Origin of the sequence: Faecalibacterium langellae (assembly GCF_002549775.1) — a bacterium.
Taxonomy (GTDB): Bacteria; Bacillota; Clostridia; order Oscillospirales; family Ruminococcaceae; genus Faecalibacterium; species Faecalibacterium langellae.
The window spans coordinates 86,499-103,062 of sequence record NZ_NMTR01000011.1 but is presented as its reverse complement, the minus strand read 5'-3'; the positions used below and the strand labels follow the sequence as shown (position 1 = coordinate 103,062).

General features: G+C 59.2%; 15 protein-coding genes, 1 tRNA gene and 1 rRNA gene. 8 read left to right on the top strand and 9 right to left on the bottom strand.

Going from position 1 to position 16,564, the window contains the following annotated elements:
* The 3 genes from rrf to CGS49_RS04270 all read left to right on the top strand — a co-directional run bounded on the left by rrf (position 1) and on the right by CGS49_RS04270 (position 1,536).
* A 5S ribosomal RNA gene (gene rrf / locus CGS49_RS04280) occupies positions 1 to 116 on the top strand.
* 39 nt (positions 117 to 155) lie between these two features.
* Positions 156 to 231: transfer RNA gene (locus CGS49_RS04275), tRNA-Lys, on the top strand.
* Between the two features lie 69 nt (positions 232 to 300).
* Positions 301 to 1,536, top strand: a complete 1,236-nt coding sequence (locus tag CGS49_RS04270; RefSeq protein ID WP_097800675.1) for a glycerate kinase type-2 family protein — start codon at positions 301 to 303, stop codon at positions 1,534 to 1,536.
* A gap of 132 nt (positions 1,537 to 1,668) precedes the next feature.
* On the opposite strand, the gene CGS49_RS04265 is transcribed toward CGS49_RS04270, so the two are convergent.
* From CGS49_RS04265 to CGS49_RS04225, 9 genes are all read right to left on the bottom strand, one after another.
* Positions 1,669 to 2,694, bottom strand: a complete 1,026-nt coding sequence (locus tag CGS49_RS04265) for a zinc-binding alcohol dehydrogenase family protein (protein WP_097800674.1) — start codon at positions 2,692 to 2,694, stop codon at positions 1,669 to 1,671.
* Between the two features lie 331 nt (positions 2,695 to 3,025).
* Positions 3,026 to 4,315 carry a TRAP transporter large permease gene (locus CGS49_RS04260; protein WP_097800673.1) on the bottom strand — a complete coding sequence of 430 codons (1,290 nt, stop codon included), beginning with the start codon at positions 4,313 to 4,315 and terminating at the stop codon, positions 3,026 to 3,028.
* Positions 4,316 to 4,318: 3 nt separating this feature from the next.
* Positions 4,319 to 4,834, bottom strand: a complete 516-nt coding sequence (locus CGS49_RS04255; protein WP_097800672.1) for a TRAP transporter small permease — start codon at positions 4,832 to 4,834, stop codon at positions 4,319 to 4,321.
* Positions 4,835 to 4,950: 116 nt separating this feature from the next.
* Positions 4,951 to 6,021, bottom strand: a complete 1,071-nt coding sequence (gene dctP, locus CGS49_RS04250; protein WP_097800671.1) for a TRAP transporter substrate-binding protein DctP — start codon at positions 6,019 to 6,021, stop codon at positions 4,951 to 4,953.
* A 452-nt stretch (positions 6,022 to 6,473) separates the two neighbouring features.
* Positions 6,474 to 7,763: a TRAP transporter large permease gene (locus CGS49_RS04245; RefSeq protein WP_097800670.1), complete on the bottom strand. Its 1,290-nt coding sequence runs from the start codon at positions 7,761 to 7,763 to the stop codon at positions 6,474 to 6,476.
* Between the two features lie 16 nt (positions 7,764 to 7,779).
* Complete coding sequence (locus CGS49_RS04240; protein ID WP_097800669.1) at positions 7,780 to 8,286, bottom strand: TRAP transporter small permease; 507 nt, start codon at positions 8,284 to 8,286, stop codon at positions 7,780 to 7,782.
* A gap of 33 nt (positions 8,287 to 8,319) precedes the next feature.
* Positions 8,320 to 9,381, bottom strand: coding sequence for a TRAP transporter substrate-binding protein DctP (gene dctP / locus CGS49_RS04235; RefSeq protein WP_179859027.1), 1,062 nt, complete (start codon positions 9,379 to 9,381; stop codon positions 8,320 to 8,322).
* 378 nt (positions 9,382 to 9,759) lie between these two features.
* Complete coding sequence (locus CGS49_RS04230) at positions 9,760 to 10,491, bottom strand: NERD domain-containing protein (RefSeq protein ID WP_097800667.1); 732 nt, start codon at positions 10,489 to 10,491, stop codon at positions 9,760 to 9,762.
* Between the two features lie 42 nt (positions 10,492 to 10,533).
* Positions 10,534 to 11,562: a zinc-binding alcohol dehydrogenase family protein gene (locus tag CGS49_RS04225; RefSeq protein ID WP_242975360.1), complete on the bottom strand. Its 1,029-nt coding sequence runs from the start codon at positions 11,560 to 11,562 to the stop codon at positions 10,534 to 10,536.
* A gap of 232 nt (positions 11,563 to 11,794) precedes the next feature.
* On the opposite strand from CGS49_RS04225, the gene CGS49_RS04220 reads away from it, so the two are divergent.
* The 5 genes from CGS49_RS04220 to CGS49_RS04200 all read left to right on the top strand — a co-directional run bounded on the left by CGS49_RS04220 (position 11,795) and on the right by CGS49_RS04200 (position 16,484).
* On the top strand, positions 11,795 to 12,520 hold the full coding sequence (locus CGS49_RS04220) for a GntR family transcriptional regulator (RefSeq protein ID WP_097800666.1): 726 nt from the start codon (positions 11,795 to 11,797) through the stop codon (positions 12,518 to 12,520).
* A 49-nt stretch (positions 12,521 to 12,569) separates the two neighbouring features.
* Entirely contained in the window at positions 12,570 to 13,250 is a 681-nt protein-coding gene (locus CGS49_RS04215; RefSeq protein WP_097800665.1) for a GntR family transcriptional regulator, read from the top strand.
* Positions 13,251 to 13,428: 178 nt separating this feature from the next.
* Positions 13,429 to 14,889: an NAD(P)/FAD-dependent oxidoreductase gene (locus CGS49_RS04210; RefSeq protein WP_097800664.1), complete on the top strand. Its 1,461-nt coding sequence runs from the start codon at positions 13,429 to 13,431 to the stop codon at positions 14,887 to 14,889.
* A 3-nt stretch (positions 14,890 to 14,892) separates the two neighbouring features.
* Complete coding sequence (locus CGS49_RS04205; protein WP_097800663.1) at positions 14,893 to 16,125, top strand: NAD(P)/FAD-dependent oxidoreductase; 1,233 nt, start codon at positions 14,893 to 14,895, stop codon at positions 16,123 to 16,125.
* A complete protein-coding gene (locus CGS49_RS04200; protein WP_097800662.1) occupies positions 16,122 to 16,484 on the top strand; it encodes a DUF1667 domain-containing protein in 363 nt (120 codons plus the stop codon). The genes CGS49_RS04205 and CGS49_RS04200 overlap by 4 nt, the downstream gene beginning before the upstream one ends.
* The last annotated feature ends 80 nt before the right edge of the window (positions 16,485 to 16,564 follow it).

Genomic DNA, 16,564 nt, shown 5'->3' with positions numbered 1-16,564 from the left:
TCGGTGTCGATGACGGTGAGGTTCCACCTGTTCCCATTCCGAACACAGAAGTTAAGCTCACTTGTGCCGAAGATAGTTCGCTGGAAACGGCGCGTGAAAATAGGTAGTCGCCGACTTGAATTTGTCAGGATGAAGAAACCGCATCTTGACAATATGCACCTCTAGCTCAGTTGGTAGAGCAACTGACTCTTAATCAGTGGGCCCAGGGTTCGAGTCCCTGGAGGTGCACCAACAAAAGAGCGTTGAATCGTTTGATTCGACGCTCTTTTTCTATATCAGAAAACTGGGGAGGGCTGTTTTATGGATCGGACACTGCGTGAGGATGCGGATGCCATCATCGCATCCAGCCTGAAGGCGGTTTTGCCGGACGAAGCCGTGCGCCGCGCGCTGGCACAGTTCCGGCCCGGGCGGGGCCGAGTGCTGCTGGTGGCGGCGGGCAAGGCTGCCTGGCAGATGACCCATGCTGCTGTGGAAGCGCTGAGCCGGGTGGATGGCGGTGTGGTCGTGACGAAATACGGCCACGTGAAGGGTGAGATCCCCGGCGTGATCTGCTGCGAGGCGGGCCACCCAGTGCCGGATGAAAACGGGTTTGCGGCCACGGAGAAGGCGCTGGAGCTCGTCCACGGCCTGCAGCCGGAAGACACCGTGCTGTTCCTGCTCTCCGGCGGCGGCAGTGCGCTGTTTGAAAAGCCGCTGCTGCCCGGCGCAGAGCTGCAGGACATCACCGGCCAGCTGCTGGCCAGCGGGGCGGATATCGTGGAGATAAACATCATCCGCAAGCGGCTCTCGGGCGTGAAGGGCGGGCGATTTGCGCAGGCCTGTGCCCCGGCACGGGTGTTCAGCATCGTGCTCAGCGATGTTCTGGGTGACCCGCTGGACATGATCGCCAGCGGCCCGGCCGTGCCGGACACATCCACCTGCGCGCAGGCGCAGGCTGTTGCCGAGAAATATCACCTGCAGCTCTCTGCGCGGGCAAAGGCGCTCCTGGCACAGGAAACACCCAAAGCGCTGGATAACGTGACCACCCGCATCACTGGCAGTGTGCGTGAGCTCTGCGCTGCTGCAGCCGATGCCTGCCGGGCGCGGGGCTATGAGCCCCTTCTGCTGACCGACCGGCTCTGCTGCGAGGCGCGAGAGGCAGGCAGCTTTCTGGGCACCATTGCCCGCACCCACGCAGGGCAGGGGAAAAAGCTGGCTTTCCTTGCGGGCGGCGAAACCGTGGTGCACCTCACCGGCAAGGGCCTTGGCGGCCGCAGCCAGGAGCTGGCCCTTGCCGCAGCCCCGGCCATCGCCGGGCAGAAGGCAGCCGTCTTTTCCGTGGGCAGCGACGGCACCGACGGCCCCACGGATGCCGCCGGAGGCTATGTGGATGGCGACACCGCAGCGGCGCTGGCAGCACGGGGCCTGCGGGTGTTTGACGTGCTGCAAAACAACGATGCCTACCACGCGCTGCAGGCGGTGGGCGGGCTGATCGTCACTGGAGCCACGGGGACCAACGTCAACGATGTGGCTGTGGCACTGGTCGAAGGAGAATAAGCGATACGCAAACAAGCCGTCCGGCGGGAGATTTCCCGAGCCGGACGGCCTGTTCTTTATGGGAGGTTTATAAAGCGCACCGAGAGCGGCGCAAACCGCCCTCAGAGCGCGGAGAATGCAGGAAAAGGGACTTTACTTCTTGAAGGTCAGAACGCCCTTACGGTAGGAAGGATCGTGGCTGTCCACGAAGTCGAAGGCTGCCTGTGCGTCCTCGAAGTTCCAGGTGTGGGAGATGCTGCCGCGCAGATCCACCTTGCCCTCGTTGACCAGGTCGATGACGTCCTGGAACTTGCGGTTCTGCAGGCGGCTGCCGCGGACGTCCAGCTCCTTGGAGGTGATGACGAACTGGTTGACCTCGGTGGGTGCCACGGAGAAGCCCATGGTGATGACGCGGCCGGCATTGCCGGTGGCCTGCAGAGCGGTCAGCAGGCTGCCCTTGACGCAGGCGGCGTCGATGGTCACGGTGGGGCCGTAGCCGTCGGTCAGCTCGTGAGCCTTGGTGGGAACGTCTTCCTTCAGGCTGTTGATAGTGTAGGTTGCGCCGTTCTTCTTGGCTTCCTCCAGCTTTGCGTCGTCGATATCGGTGACGATGATGGCCTTGGGGTTGTACAGCTTGACGATGCGCAGGATGGAGCTGCCCAGAGCGCCGCTGCCAATGATCATGACGGTGTCCTCGCTCTCCAGCTGGGCACGGCTGCAGCACTGCACGGCGATGGTGGTGGGCTCGATCATGACGGCTTCCTCGTCGCTCAGGATCTCAGGCACCAGGTAGCAGTCGCGGTCCGGCACAGCCATGTACTCGCGGTAGCCGCCGTCGATGTGCACGCCGCGCACCTTCAGGTTGCCGCAGACGTTGGGGCGGCCCTTGCGGCAGGCGTAGCAGTGGCCGCAGGCGGTGACCTGGTCGATGATGACGCGGTCGCCCACCTTCACGCGGGTCACGCCCTCGCCGATCTCCTCAACGATGCCCATGTTCTCGTGGCCGATGATGCGGGGATAGGTGGCGGCAGCATTGGTGCCGTGGTAGATGCCCACGTCGGAGCCGCAGATGCCGGCGGCGACCATGCGGACCAGGACATTATTTTCTTTGTCGATCTGAGGCTTCTCGAGATCAACGATCTGCAGTTTATTCGGTTCAACGATCTGAACGCCCTTCATAAAATCTTCCTCCTGAAATTGATGATGGTTTTAAAGATTTTCATGACTTTCTCTGCACGGTGGGCGGATGGCTCCGGGCCGTGCTGACACTAACATATTACCACAGACGAAACGAAAAGTAAATTGCTTTTTGAAAAAAGAAAATATTTTCTTTTTTCCACAAAAACGACCTGTACAACGGCTTTATTTCGTATTTCTGCGGATTTGCAGCGGAAATATGTAACATATCACGGCGGCTAAAATCTGGCTAAAAATAGAAAGCGCCTGCAGCTTTCACCGCAGGCGCTTCCGGACGAAGTAAGAGAGTTTCTCTGAAACGTTAGGGGTGGGATCAGCCCATGAGCAGGTTGGCGACGCCAACGGTCAGGGCAGGCACATAGGTGACCAGGAACAGAACGCCGAAGTTGACGATCAGCAGCGGGACCAGAGCCTTCACGCTGTCGGACAGGGTGCACTTGCCGTAGCGGGAACCGATGTTGGTTGCAGCGAACAGGCAGACGCCAACAGGGGGAGTGCACAGGCCCAGGACCAGGTTCATGACCACGATGATACCGAACTGGATGGGATCGACGCCCACGGCGGTGGCCACAGCCAGCAGGGTGGGGAACAGGATCAGGATGGCGGCGATGGTCTCCATGAACATGCCCACGAAAATCAGGAAGATGTTGATGAGCAGCAGGATCAGGTACTTGTTGGTGGTCAGGCGCAGCATTGCGTCAGCGATCATGCTGGGGATGTGCTCCTTGGTCAGGATGAAGGCAAAGACGTTTGCGAAAGCGACCAGAGCCATGATGGCGGAAGCGGAAGAAACGGTATCCTTCAGGCAGGCGTACATCTCCTTGGGGCCCATCTTGCGGTAGATGAACACAGAGACGACCAGGCCGTAGACCACGCAGATGATGGAAGCTTCGGTCGGGGTGACGATACCGCCCATGATGCCGAACAGGATGATGGCCACCATGATCAGTGCCCAGATGGCTTCCTTGGTTGCGTGCCAGATGTGAGACCAGCTTGCAGCCTTATCACGCTTGGGGTAGTGGCGCTTGACGGACAGCACATAGCAGGTGCCGCACATGCCGAGACCCAGCAGCAGGCCGGGGACGATGCCAGCCATGAACATCTTGGAGACGGACAGGCCGGTCATGGTAGCGGCCATGATCATGGGCACGGACGGGGGAATGATGGGGCCCAGGCAGGAAGATGCAGCGGTGATTGCCACCGAGAAGGGCACGTCGTAGCCCTGGTTGACCATCATGGGGATCTCGACGCCGCCCAGTGCCACGGTATCGGACAGAGCGGTGCCGGAGATGCCGGCGAAGACCATGGATGCCAGAACGTTTGCGTAGGCCAGGCCGCCGGTGATGTGGCCCACCAGTGCGTCTGCAAAGTCCAGCAGCTTCTCAGAGATACCGCCCTGGTTCATCAGGTTGCCGGCAAAGGTGAAGCCGGGGATGCACAGCAGGGTGAAGGAGTCCAGACCCTTGAAGAAGTACTGTGCGAAGTTGATCATCTGGATGTGGGAGCCCAGCATGTAGGCCACGGAAGCGAGGCCCAGACTGAACGCCACGGGCACGCCGATCGCCAGCGCGACGACGAAAACAATAAACAGAACAGCGACCATTGCTTAGTCCTCCTTTTCAGCCGGGGTGTCGTTCCAGCTCAGTGCGGTGCGGACGATGTCCAGCAGGTAGCTCACCGGCAGGATGACGAAGGTGAGGAACTGGGAGAAGTAGATGTACTTCATCGGGATGTTGGTGGCGGTGGAGTTCATTGCGAAGGTGGGGAAGCAGTATTTCGGCTCGGCCATCACCAGGATGATCAGGCACATGGCGAGGATGACGACCTCGATGACCATGTTCAGCACCTTCAGAGCCTTGGGGTTCTTCTTTTTCAAAAAGTCGCCCATGAACTCAACGTTGACGAACTCATGCTTCAAAGCAGCCAGGCCAACGCCGAAGGCCACCATGTAGATGAAGGAATAACGGGCCAGCTCCTCAGTCCAGGAGGGGGCATTGGGCAGGAAGTTGCGGCTGATGACCTGCACCAGAACGCAGAAGCAGAAACCGATGTAGAAGATGGAGCTCAGTGCGTACAGAACTTCCATGTAGCCCTTGATGAACTTATTCAGGCTTTTTTTCATAAAGGATACGACCTCTCTTTCCTTGAGGATGGTATGGACGATAAAGAAGGGGCAGACTGCAAGTCTGTCAGCCTGCCCCGTTGGAACTTAACTTTTTATCGTCAGTCGATCAGCGATCAGGCCAGAGCTTCGATCTCGTCGTAGATCTTCTTCTGGCTGTCGGTCAGGACGGGCAGCACGCCGCTGATCATAGCGTCGGCGAACTCCTTGGTGTCGACCTCGATGAACTCCATGCCCTGCTCCTGCAGCTGGTTGTAGTACTTCTCCTCGTTGTCCAGGAACAGTTCATGCTCGTGTGCCTGGCACTCGGCACCGGCGGCATCCACCACAGCGCGCTGGCTGTCGGACAGGCGGTTGTACTGAGTCAGACCCATTGCAATGTAGACCCATGCACGCAGGTGAGCGGTCAGGATCAGGTAGGGGCAGACCTCGTAGAAGCTCTGGGTCTCGATCATGGCCAGGGGGTTCTCCTGTGCCTCGATGGTGCCCTGCTGCAGAGAGGTGAAGACCTCAGACAGTGCCATGGGGGTGGGCTTTGCGCCCAGAGCCTGGAAAGCGGCAACGGTCATAGCGGACTGCGGGGTGCGGATGACCAGGTTGTTGCAGTCGGCAACGCAGGTCAGCTTCTTGGTGGAGGTGATGTAACGGGGACCACGGGTGAAGTAGCCCAGGCACTTCATGCCGCAGGCCTCCATCAGGCCCTCGAACTCCTGGCCGACTTCACCGGTCAGCACCTTCTCCATCTGCTCATCGCTCTGGATCAGGTAGGGCATGCCGATCATGCCCAGGTCGGGCTGGTAGGTCTGCATGGACTCGCCGGTGAAGGTGATATCCACCGTGCCGCTGTCGGACAGGATGCCCTGGATCATATCGACCTCGGGTCCCAGCTGGCTGTTGGGGAAGACATCGACTTCGATGGTGCCGTTGGAGTTTGCTTCGCAGTACTCCTTGAACTTCAGAGCGCCCTGGTGCCAGGAGTCGCTCTCGTCGTTGATGTGGCCGATGTTGATGACGACCTTATCGCCGGTGACCTCGCCGCCTGCAGCTGCGGTGGAACCGGAAGCTGCGGTGCTGGTGGAAGCGGCAGTGCTGGCGGAGGAGCCGCCGCAGGCAGCCAGACCCATGGCCAGAGCAGAAACACCTGCAACCTTCATGAAGTTGCGACGAGTGATCTTGTGGATACGCATAACATTCTCTCCTTTTACTTCGTAAAAACCTTTTCCGTAAAGTGCTGAGCGGCAGGTTCGTGCGTCTGCGGCTCAGCTTTCCTGCAAATATACTAACATATCAGATGCCCGATGTCCAGAGAAAAAAGCAAAGTTTCTTTGCCAAATTCTTAGCCGAATCTTTGTGCGAAATGTAAAAAATCTTAGGAGCCTTGGATACAACGCCCCAAAATTTTCGTCAAAGAGGGTGGAAATTACAAATAGATTACAATAAAAGTCCTTGTTTGGGAAACAATCCTGCTCCCCGCGCGGAAAAGATCGGCAAAGAGGAGATGATATGTTACGTAAATTTTTGACAATGTCAGAGCCCGGAAAATCCTCTGCGAAAAGCCCGGCCCGGCAAACTGATATGCAAAAAAAAGGCTCCCCCCGCATCGTGCGAGGGGAGCCATAAGGAGAAGAATGAAGCTTTATCAGCCCATGATGAAGTTTGCGACGCCGACGCTCAGAGCGGGCACATAGGTGACCAGGAACAGAACGCCGAAGTTGACGGCCAGCAGCGGCAGCAGTGCGATGACACTGTCAGACAGGGTGCACTTGCCGTAGCGGGAACCGATGTTGGTTGCAGCGAACAGGCAGACACCAACAGGGGGAGTGCACAGGCCCAGGACCAGGTTCATGACCACGATGATGCCGAACTGGATGGGATCGACGCCCACGGCGGTGGCCACAGCCAGCAGGGTGGGGAACAGGATCAGGATGGCGGCGATGGTCTCCATGAACATGCCCACGAAAATCAGGAAGATGTTGATGAGCAGCAGGATCAGGTACTTGTTGGTGGTCAGGCGCAGCATTGCGTCAGCGATCATGCTGGGGATGTGCTCCTTGGTCAGGATGAAGGCAAAGACGTTTGCAAAGGCGACCAGAGCCATGATGGCGGAAGCAGAAGAAACGGTGTCCTTCAGGCAGGCATACATCTCCTTGGGGCCCATCTTGCGGTAGATGAACACAGAGACGAACAGGCCGTAGACCACGCAGATGATGGAAGCCTCGGTCGGGGTGACGATGCCGCCCATGATGCCGAACAGGATGATGGCCACCATGATCAGTGCCCAGATGGCCTCACGGGTGGCGTGCCAGATGTGGCTCCAGGTGGGGGGCGTCTCACGCTTGGGGTAGTGACGCTTGACCGACAGCACATAGCACACGGTGCACATGCCCACGCCCAGCAGGATGCCGGGGACGATGCCGGCCATGAACATCTTGGAGACGGACAGGCCGGTCATGGTAGCGGCCATGATCATGGGCACGGACGGGGGAATGATGGGGCCCAGGCAGGAAGATGCGGCAGTGATGGCGACCGAGAAGGGCACGTCATAGCCCTGATTGACCATCATGGGGATCTCGACGCCGCCCAGTGCGACGGTGTCGGACAGGGCCGTGCCGGAGATACCGGCGAAGACCATGGATGCCAGAACGTTTGCGTAAGCCAGACCGCCGGTGATGTGGCCGACCAGTGCGTCTGCAAAGTCCAGCAGCTTATCGGAGATGCCGCCCTGATTCATCAGGTTGCCGGCAAAGGTGAAGCCGGGGATGCACAGCAGGGTGAAGGAGTCCAGACCCTTGAAAAAATACTGTGCGAAGTTGATCATCTGGATGTGGGAGCCCAGCATGTAGGCCACGGAAGCGAGGCCCAGACTGAACGCCACGGGCACGCCGATCGCCAGTGCGACGACGAAAACAATAAACAGAACTGCAACCATTGCGTTTTGACCTCCTTTACGCAGCCGGCTTCTCGGTCCAGCCGATCAGGGTGCGGACGATGTCCAGCACATAGCTGACGGGCAGCACGATGAAGGTGAGGAACTGGGAGAAGTAGATGTACTTCATGGGGATGTTGGTGGCGGTGGAGTTCATCGCAAAGGTGGGGAAGCAGTATTTCGGCTCGGCCATCACCAGAATGATCAGGCACATGGCGAGGATGATGACCTCGATGACGAGGTTCAGCACATCCAGTGCCTTCTGATTTTTTGCCTTGAGGAAATCGCCGAGGAATTCGACGTTGACGAACTCGTGCTTCAGGGCAGCCAGACCGACACCGAAGGCCACCATGTAAATAAAGGAGTAGCGGGCCAGCTCCTCGGTCCAGGAGGGGGCATTGGGCAGGAAGTTTCGGCTGATGACCTGCACCAGAACGCAGAAGCAGAAGCCTGCATAGAAGATGGAACTCAAGGCGTACAGGATCTCCATGTAGACCTTGATGAATTTATCCAAGCCTTTCTTCATGATTTCAACCTCGTTTCAGATTTCAAAGCCGCATCAGGCCAGAGCTTCGATCTCGTCGTAGATCTTCTTCTGGCTGTCGGTCAGGATGGGCAGCACGCCGTTGACCATGGCATCGGCGAACTCCTTGGTGTCGACCTCGATGAACTCCATACCCTGCTCCTGCAGCTGGTTGTAGTACTTCTCCTCGTTGTCCAGGAACAGCTCGTGCTCGTGTGCCTGGCACTCTGCACCGGCGGCATCCACCACAGCGCGCTGGCTGTCGGACAGGCGGTTGTACTGGGTCAGACCCATTGCAATGTAGACCCATGCACGCAGGTGAGCGGTCAGGATCAGGTAGGGGCAGACCTCGTAGAAGCTCTGGGTCTCGATCATAGCCAGCGGGTTCTCCTGCGCCTCGATGGTGCCCTGCTGCAGAGAGGTGAAGACCTCGGACAGTGCCATGGGGGTGGGCTTTGCGCCGATGGCCTGGAAGGCGGCCACGGTCATGGCAGACTGCGGGGTGCGGATGACCAGGTTGTTGCAGTCGGCAACGTTGGTGATCTTCTTGGTGGAGGTGATGTAGCGCGGGCCACGGGTGAAGTAGCCCAGGCACTTCATGCCGCAGGCCTCCATCAGGCCCTCGAACTCCTGGCCGACTTCGCCGGTCAGGACCTTCTCCATCTGCTCGTCGCTCTGGATCAGGTAGGGCATGCCGATCATGCCAAGGTCCGGCTGGTAGGTCTGCATGGACTCGCCGGTGAAGGTGATATCCACCGTGCCGCTGTCGGACAGGATGCCCTGGATCATATCGACCTCAGGTCCCAGCTGGCTGTTGGGGAAGACATCGACTTCGATGGTGCCGTTGGAGTTTGCTTCGCAGTACTCCTTGAACTTCAGAGCGCCCTGGTGCCAGGAGTCGCTCTGGTCATTGATGTGGCCGATGTTGATGACGACCTTATCGCCGGTCACTTCGCCGCCTGCTGCTGCGCCGGAACCGGCGGTGGAAGCAGCCGTGCTGGTGGAGGAGCTGCCGCCGCAGGCAGCCAGACCCATGGCCAGAGCCGAGACACCGGCGGCCTTCATGAAGTTGCGACGAGTGATCTTGTGGATACGCATAGAAATTCTCTCCTTTTCGTTGGTTTTATCATGCCTGCGCTCTAGGCGGAACGCTGCTGCGCCGGTTCGTGCAGCCGTGCGCCGCGTGCCGTCTGCGACATGTTTCCCTTGGCGATATACTAACATATCAGATTACCGGAGACAAGATGAAACGGCCTTTCTTATCTGAATCTTTACCGGGCGTTCCAGGGGAAGGACCGGTGCGCTTTTCCGTGGACTCGCCCGAAAAAACTTCTGAATGGAGCAGAAAAACCGGATAAAACAAAAAAAGCAGGCCTGTACATGGGTGTCGTACAGGTCTGCTCGAGGAAAGTTCAGAGAATGCGGCAGCAGCGCTCCGCAAAACCGGAAGGCCGCTTGTAACATTTCAGACGCAGATCATTTCTTTTTCTTCTTGGGTTTCTCGGCTTTGTACACCGTCACCAGGCTCTTGAGCTTCACGCCAGTCTCGTGGGTATCCTCCACCGGGCCGGAATGGTAGCGCTCCTGCTCCAGATAGGCGATCATGCCGTCACGGTCGAAGCACTTCTGGGCCGAGATGCCGGTCAGCCGGGCTTCCTTGCTGGTGAACACGGCGATCACCTCCACCGGGATGCCGCTCAGGCCCGCCTTGTCCATGGCGCGGCGCAGCAGCACCTGCTGCTTTTCGCTGGCGGTGACCGGGTTCGGGATGCGGTTGTCCGTGTGGTTGATGTGCTGGCGCCACTGGTCATTGGGCTGGTCGCCGGGGTGGATCTCACCGGCAAAGCCGAAGCAGTTCAGGCCCACCACGCCGCCCGGGGTGACCACCAGCGCCAGCGTAGTGGTCAGCTGGCCGCTTTCCTGAATGGTGCCGGGGTACACCAGCGTATAGTGCTGGCGCTTGGTAAAGGTGATGAGCTGCGAGACGATCGCGGTCAACTCGCCCTGCATGCTGTTGTTCACATGGCGCTCCGGCTTTTTCTCCGGCTCCACCTCAAGCCCCAGCGGGCCGCGCTTTTTCTTGCGGTGCAGCGGGGCCATCAGGGCCTGGGTGAAGCTTTTGGTGCCGTTGCGCGCTGCCACCATGGGCAGGATCAGCAGCAGGATCAGGGCCAGAACGACCACAACAAGAATATTCCATGCGTCCAAAACGGTACTCTCCTTATAAATCAATGTAGGGGAGGGGCGGCTTTACTCCATCGTGACAACGACCTTCATGTAGTTGCCGGGGTTCTTCTCGATGTCGATGATGGTCTCAGGCACTTCCTCCAGCGTGACGGTCTTGGTGAGCAGCTTGAGCATATCCACCTTCTTGGAAGCGATCAGCTCCAGAGCCTCGGGGAACTCGCCGGCGCTGGTGCGGGCACCGCGCAGGTCGATCTCCTTGCGGGTGATGGTGTCGGTGGGCAGGCTGGTCTCCTTCTTGGGCCAGCCGGTGAAGGTGATGCGGCCTGCATGGCTCACGAGGTCCAGCGTGCTGCGGATGGCCGGGTTTGCACCGGAGCACTCCATGACCTGCTGTGCGCCCTCGCCGCCGGTGATCTCGTGCACGCGGGCATTGGCATCTTCCTTGCCGGAGTTGATAGTGTACTCCACGCCCAGAGACTTTGCAAAGTCCAGGCGCTCCTGCACCAGATCCAGCAGGATGGCGTGTGCGCCGTAAGCCTGTGCGACCATGGCAGCTGCCAGACCGATGGGGCCTGCACCGATGATGGCGCAGTACTCGCCGGCCTTCAGGCCGCCGCGGTGGATGCCGTGCAGGCTGATGGTCAGGGGCTCGGCCATGGCAGCCTGCACCCAGCTCATGCCGTCCGGGATCTTGATGAGCATATCAGCGGGGTGGCAGAAGTACTCGGCCATGCCGCCCTCGACGTGCACACCCAGAACATGCAGGTTGTCGCAGCAGTTGGTGCGGCCGATGGAGCAGGGGTAGCAGTGGCCGCAGTACAGGTAGGGGTCCACGACCACGCGGTCGCCCACCTTGATGCCGTTCTTGTTGTTCTCCGGGATGGAGACGACCACACCGGCCAGCTCGTGGCCGATGACGCGGGGATAGCTCACCAGACCGTTGGTGCCGCGGAAAGCGCCGATGTCGCTGCCGCAGATGCCGGCGGCCATGATCTTGATGAGCGCCTCGCCGGGCTTGGGTTCCGGCATGGGGATCTTGACGCAGGAGACCTGCCAGGGTTCTGCAAAGCGGATCGCATTGATTTCAGACATGAGATTGACCTCCTATAGCCAACTGATATGTTACTTTCTGAGCTTATTATAACGCCTTCTGGCCGGAAATGCAACTTGTTTTACGTTTTTTAACCGGAAATTCTGGATTATGGTTGCTTTTTGTAAAAAAGAGTTTTGACAAGTGATATGTTATGCTTTATAATAGAACCAACAAATCTGTGCCCGAGCGCTTTCCCGCCGGAGAGCAAAACGACTGTAAGGGGATTTTTCTATGAAAGATGACAAGGCCCGTTCCCTGCCGCTGCTGATGGACCCGCGTCAGCCGGATGAGAACAACCGGGCTTACGCCTACCGCATCCTGCGCAAAAATATCATGAACATCCAGCTGCAGCCCGGCTGCCAGCTGAGCGAAGCTGACCTGAGCGAGCGGCTGGTCATGAGCCGCACCCCCATCCACGAAGCGCTGATGATGCTCAAGGGCGAATGGCTGGTGGATGTGCTGCCCCAGCGCGGCAGCATCGTCTCCAAAATTTCGATCCAATATATCAACGAAGGCTATGCCATGCGCAAGATGCTGGAACCGGCCTTGCTGCGCAGCCTGTCCGGCCACCTGAACCAGGAGCAGCTCAGCGAGCTGCACGGCCTGCTGGAACAGCAGGATGCTGCGGCCTGCGTCAGCCACGATGTGCTGGGCGATTACTTCATCAACCTGGATAACGAGTTCCACAAGCGCCTGTACACCTATGCCGGTTACGACCGCATCTGGCAGGCCATGCACAACGTCACCACCCACATGGACCGCGTGCGCTATCTGGACACGGCCCTGTGCCAGCTGGATATGGAGACCTTCCGCGAGGAGCACGAGCAGCTGTACAAGTACCTGATGGTGGGCCTGCCCAAGGATGTGGATGTGGACGAGTTCTTTGAGCATCACCTGGGCGCTTATCGGGAGCACTTCCAGAGCCTGCTGGACCGCTTCCCGGATTTCTTCGTCTGAGCGGGGCTGCTTCCTTATATAAGAAGGAAGGGCCCGAAGGAGGGAAAGCATGGATGTGACCGCACAGCGCGGAGAGCATGAATCGGCCAAGAGCTATGTCCTGCGCGTTCTCATCGACAATATCATCAACACCCGGCTGGCCCCGGGCGAAAAGCTGAACGAGCCGGAGCTGTGCGAAAAGCTGGGCGTCAGTCGCACCCCGTTCCGGGAGGCCGAACTGGAACTGGCCCAGCGGCGGCTCATTGAGATCCGGCCCAAGATCGGCACCTATGTGTCCCTCATCGACGCGGGGCTGGTGGAAGAAGTCCGCCACCTGCGCGCGGTGCTGGAAGCCGAGATCGCCGGCATGGCCTGCGAAAAGCTCACCCCGGCGGACCTCGACCACCTGTGGGAGAACGTGGCCATGTGGCACATGTACATCGAGCGCGCACAGGAAGACAAGATTTTTGAGCTGGACAAGGAGTTCCACCGGATGCTCTATGTGCAGTGCGGGTGCCCGTACTGGTACGATCTGGTGGAAAACCTCGCCCCGCACTTTGACCGCACTACCATCCTCAGTTTCCGCTGTCGGCCTGCAAAGGCCATCTATGAAGATCATGTGGGCCTTTTGAAGGCCATTGAACAGAAGGATACGGCAGCAGCGCAGCGCATTGCCGGCCAGCACATGCAGCGCTACACGGAGAACCTTTCCGCCATCCGGAAAGCCTTCCCCGAATATTTCAAAGTCTGAATTGACTGCACATCGTTCAGAAATGCCGCATTCTTGCCGAAGGATGCGGCATATTTTTGTGCAGTTTTTTTCGCAAAAGCCCCTTGACAGAATCCACGAAACGTTATATATTTGATGCAATGAAATATATAACACAACGCCGGATTCCCATACAAGAAAAAGGAGAAAGGTGGATACCATGAAAAAACAATACGATGTGGTCATCATCGGTGCGGGCGTCGTCGGCAGCGCCATCGCGCGCGAGCTGTCCCGCTACAAGCTGAGCATTGCAGTGCTGGAGAAAAATCTGGATGTCTGCAATGAGACCAGCGGCCGCAACTCGGCCGTGGTGCATGGCGGCTTTGCGAACCCCACCGGCAGCCTGAAGGCAAAATGCTGCGTGGAGGGCAACAAGATCATGGATCAGCTGGCCGAGGAGCTGGACTTCCCGTTCAAGCGCTGCGGCAAGGTCCTGGTGGGCAACACCCCCGAGGACATGGAACAGCTGGAGCGCACCATGAAGCAGGGCGCGGTCAACGGCTGCACCGGCCTCGAGATGATCGACGAGAAAAAGCTGCATGAGCTGGTGCCCGCCGTGGTGGGCAAGTTCGCCATGTGGTCCAAGAACAGCGGTATCATGGACCCGTTCCTGTACACCGTGGCTCTGGCTGAGAACGCACATGCCAACGGCGTAGACTTCTTCTTTGACCACAAGGTCACGGCCATCACCCGTGAGAACGAGCTGTACTACCTGCACACCGAGCACGGCGATGTGTGCACCCGCTGGGTGGTCAACGCCGCAGGTCTGGGCGCAAAGCAGATCTCCGACCTGCTGGGCCTGACCGGCTACCGTGTCATCGGCTCCCGCAGCAACTACATCATCCTGCACAAGCGCATGGGCAAGCTGCTGCCTATGCCGGTGTACCCCGTGCCCAGCAACACCTACATGGGCATCCACATCACCCCGACTGTGGACGGCAACGTGACCATCGGCCCGGACGCCGAGAACACCGACGTGCTGGACGACTACAGCGTGCCGCAGGCCAACATGGACAGTCTGGCCGTGGAGGGCGCAAAGCTGTGGCCCCACATCGCCAAGAAAGACCAGATCCGCACCTTCGCCGGCATCCAGCCCAAGTGGGTGGATGAGAACGGTGCCATCCAGGACTGGAAGGTCGAGATCCGCGACGATGTGGCACCCAATGCCGTCAACCTCGTGGGCATCGAGTCTCCGGGTCTGACCGGCAGCGTGCCGCTGGCCCGCTACGTTATCAATATGATGCTGGAGCACGAGAAGTTCGAGGCAAACCCCGACTTCGACCCGCACCACAAAGGCATCGTCAAGTTTGCAGAGTGCACCCCCGAGCAGCAGGCAGAGCTTATCGCCCAGAACCCCGATTACGGCGAGATGATCTGCAGCTGTGAGGAAGTGACCAAGGCGGAGATCATCCAGGCCATCCACAACCCGCTGGGTGTCTCCACCATGACCGGCATCAAGTACCGCACCCGCGCCATGATGGGCGGCTGCCAGGGTGGTTTCTGCCAGATGAAGATCGAGAACTTCATCGAGCAGGAGCTGGGCACTGAGCCGGAGGACATTCGTTACAGCCGTCAGGGCTCGTGGGTCCTGACCGGAACCATGCGGAAGGAGGAGAACTGAGCGATGGAACAGAAAGACGTTGTGATTATCGGCGGTGGTCCCGCAGGTCTTGCCGCAGCTGTCGAGCTGCACAAGCAGGGCATCCGCAACATGATCATTCTGGAGCGCGAGGCGATGCTGGGCGGCATCCTGCGCCAGTGCATCCATGACGGCTTCGGTCTGGGCCGCTTCGGCGAGAGCCTGTCCGGCCCCGAGTATGCACAGGCCTTCATTGATGAAGTGAACAAGCGCGAGATCCCCTATGAGACCAGCGCCACCGTGCTGAGCCTGACGGCGGACCGCGTTGTCACCGCCTCCACCCGCAATGGCCTGCGCCAGTATCAGGCCAAGGCCGTCGTGCTGGCCATGGGCTGCAAGGAGCGCAGCCGCGGCGCACTGGGCATCCCCGGTGAGCGCCCGGCCGGTGTCTTCACCGCCGGCACCGCACAGGCTTACATGAACCTGTACAACCGTATGCCCGGCAAGGAGGTCATCATCCTCGGTTCCGGCGATATCGGCATGATCATGGCCCGCCGCATGACGCTGGAAGGCGCTCATGTGCAGGCAGTGTTCGAACTGATGCCGTATCCCTCCGGCCTGCCGCGCAACATCGTGCAGTGCCTGGATGACTACAACATCCCGCTCTACCTGAGCCATACCGTCACCGAGATCCATGGCCGCGACCGCCTGACCGGCGTGACCATCTCCGAGGTGGATGCAAACCGCCGTCCCATCCCCGGCACCGAGAAGGAGTATAAGTGCGATACCCTGATCCTCTCCGTCGGCCTGATCCCCGAGAACAAGCTGCTGGAAGATGCCGGCATCGCCATTGACCCCCACACCAACGGCGCATTCGTGGACGAGAACCTGCAGACCAACGTGCCCGGCGTGTTCTCTGCCGGCAACGTGCTGCATGTGCACGACCTGGTGGACTTTGTGTCCATGGAGTCCGAAGCGCTGGCACGCCACGCTGCTGCTTATGTTGAGGGCAAGGGCATCGACCCCTGCACGCTGGACGTGAAGTGCGGCGAGGGCGTGGGCCACACCATTCCGCAGAAGGTCAGCGGCAAGAACGATTTCAACCTGTCGCTGCGTGTGCGGAACCACTACCGTGACTGCCGCATCGTGGTGCGCCAGAACGGCGTGGAAGTTGCTGCCAAGAAGATGAAGAAGGCCATTCCTGCAGAGATGATCCAGTTCAAGGTCTCGGGTGCCAAGCTGCAGGAGGAAGGCGCACTGGAGGTGTCGGTCGAATGAAAAAGCAATTTACCTGTATCGTCTGCCCCAACGGCTGCGAGATCGAAGCTGAAGTTGAAAATGGTCAGGTGATCTCGGTCACCGGCCAGACCTGCCCGCGCGGTGAGCAGTATGTCCGTCAGGAGCTGACCGCGCCCCGCCGCACCATTGCCAGCTCGGTGCTGGTCAAGGGCGGCGAGCTGCCCGTCACCAGCGTCCGCCTGACCAAGGCCATCCCCAAGGATATGATCTTCCCGGTGATGGACGAGATCCGCAAGGTGGTCCTGACCGCCCCGGTCAAGGCAGGCACCATCGTGCTGCACAACGTCTGCGGTCTGGAAAGCGATGTCATGGTCACCAAGAACGTTGCCGCAAAGTAAACTCTTTGCACGCTTCTCCAAAATGTAAAAAGCACCCGCTGTCCAAGGCTCGAAGAAAGCCCGGCAGCGGGTGCTTTTGT

Excerpts from the sequence above, each read along its gene's own strand:
- CGS49_RS04270 (WP_097800675.1), top strand. The coding sequence starts at position 301 with ATGGATCGGACACTGCGTGAGGATGCGGATGCCATCATCGCATCCAGC.
- CGS49_RS04265 (WP_097800674.1), bottom strand. The coding sequence starts at position 2,694 with ATGAAGGGCGTTCAGATCGTTGAACCGAATAAACTGCAGATCGTTGAT.
- CGS49_RS04260 (WP_097800673.1), bottom strand. The coding sequence starts at position 4,315 with ATGGTCGCTGTTCTGTTTATTGTTTTCGTCGTCGCGCTGGCGATCGGC.
- CGS49_RS04255 (WP_097800672.1), bottom strand. The coding sequence starts at position 4,834 with ATGAAAAAAAGCCTGAATAAGTTCATCAAGGGCTACATGGAAGTTCTG.
- dctP (WP_097800671.1), bottom strand. The coding sequence starts at position 6,021 with ATGCGTATCCACAAGATCACTCGTCGCAACTTCATGAAGGTTGCAGGT.
- CGS49_RS04245 (WP_097800670.1), bottom strand. The coding sequence starts at position 7,763 with ATGGTTGCAGTTCTGTTTATTGTTTTCGTCGTCGCACTGGCGATCGGC.
- CGS49_RS04240 (WP_097800669.1), bottom strand. The coding sequence starts at position 8,286 with ATGAAGAAAGGCTTGGATAAATTCATCAAGGTCTACATGGAGATCCTG.
- dctP (WP_179859027.1), bottom strand. The coding sequence starts at position 9,381 with ATGCGTATCCACAAGATCACTCGTCGCAACTTCATGAAGGCCGCCGGT.
- CGS49_RS04225 (WP_242975360.1), bottom strand. The coding sequence starts at position 11,562 with ATGTCTGAAATCAATGCGATCCGCTTTGCAGAACCCTGGCAGGTCTCC.
- CGS49_RS04220 (WP_097800666.1), top strand. The coding sequence starts at position 11,795 with ATGAAAGATGACAAGGCCCGTTCCCTGCCGCTGCTGATGGACCCGCGT.
- CGS49_RS04215 (WP_097800665.1), top strand. The coding sequence starts at position 12,570 with ATGGATGTGACCGCACAGCGCGGAGAGCATGAATCGGCCAAGAGCTAT.
- CGS49_RS04210 (WP_097800664.1), top strand. The coding sequence starts at position 13,429 with ATGAAAAAACAATACGATGTGGTCATCATCGGTGCGGGCGTCGTCGGC.
- CGS49_RS04205 (WP_097800663.1), top strand. The coding sequence starts at position 14,893 with ATGGAACAGAAAGACGTTGTGATTATCGGCGGTGGTCCCGCAGGTCTT.
- CGS49_RS04200 (WP_097800662.1), top strand. The coding sequence starts at position 16,122 with ATGAAAAAGCAATTTACCTGTATCGTCTGCCCCAACGGCTGCGAGATC.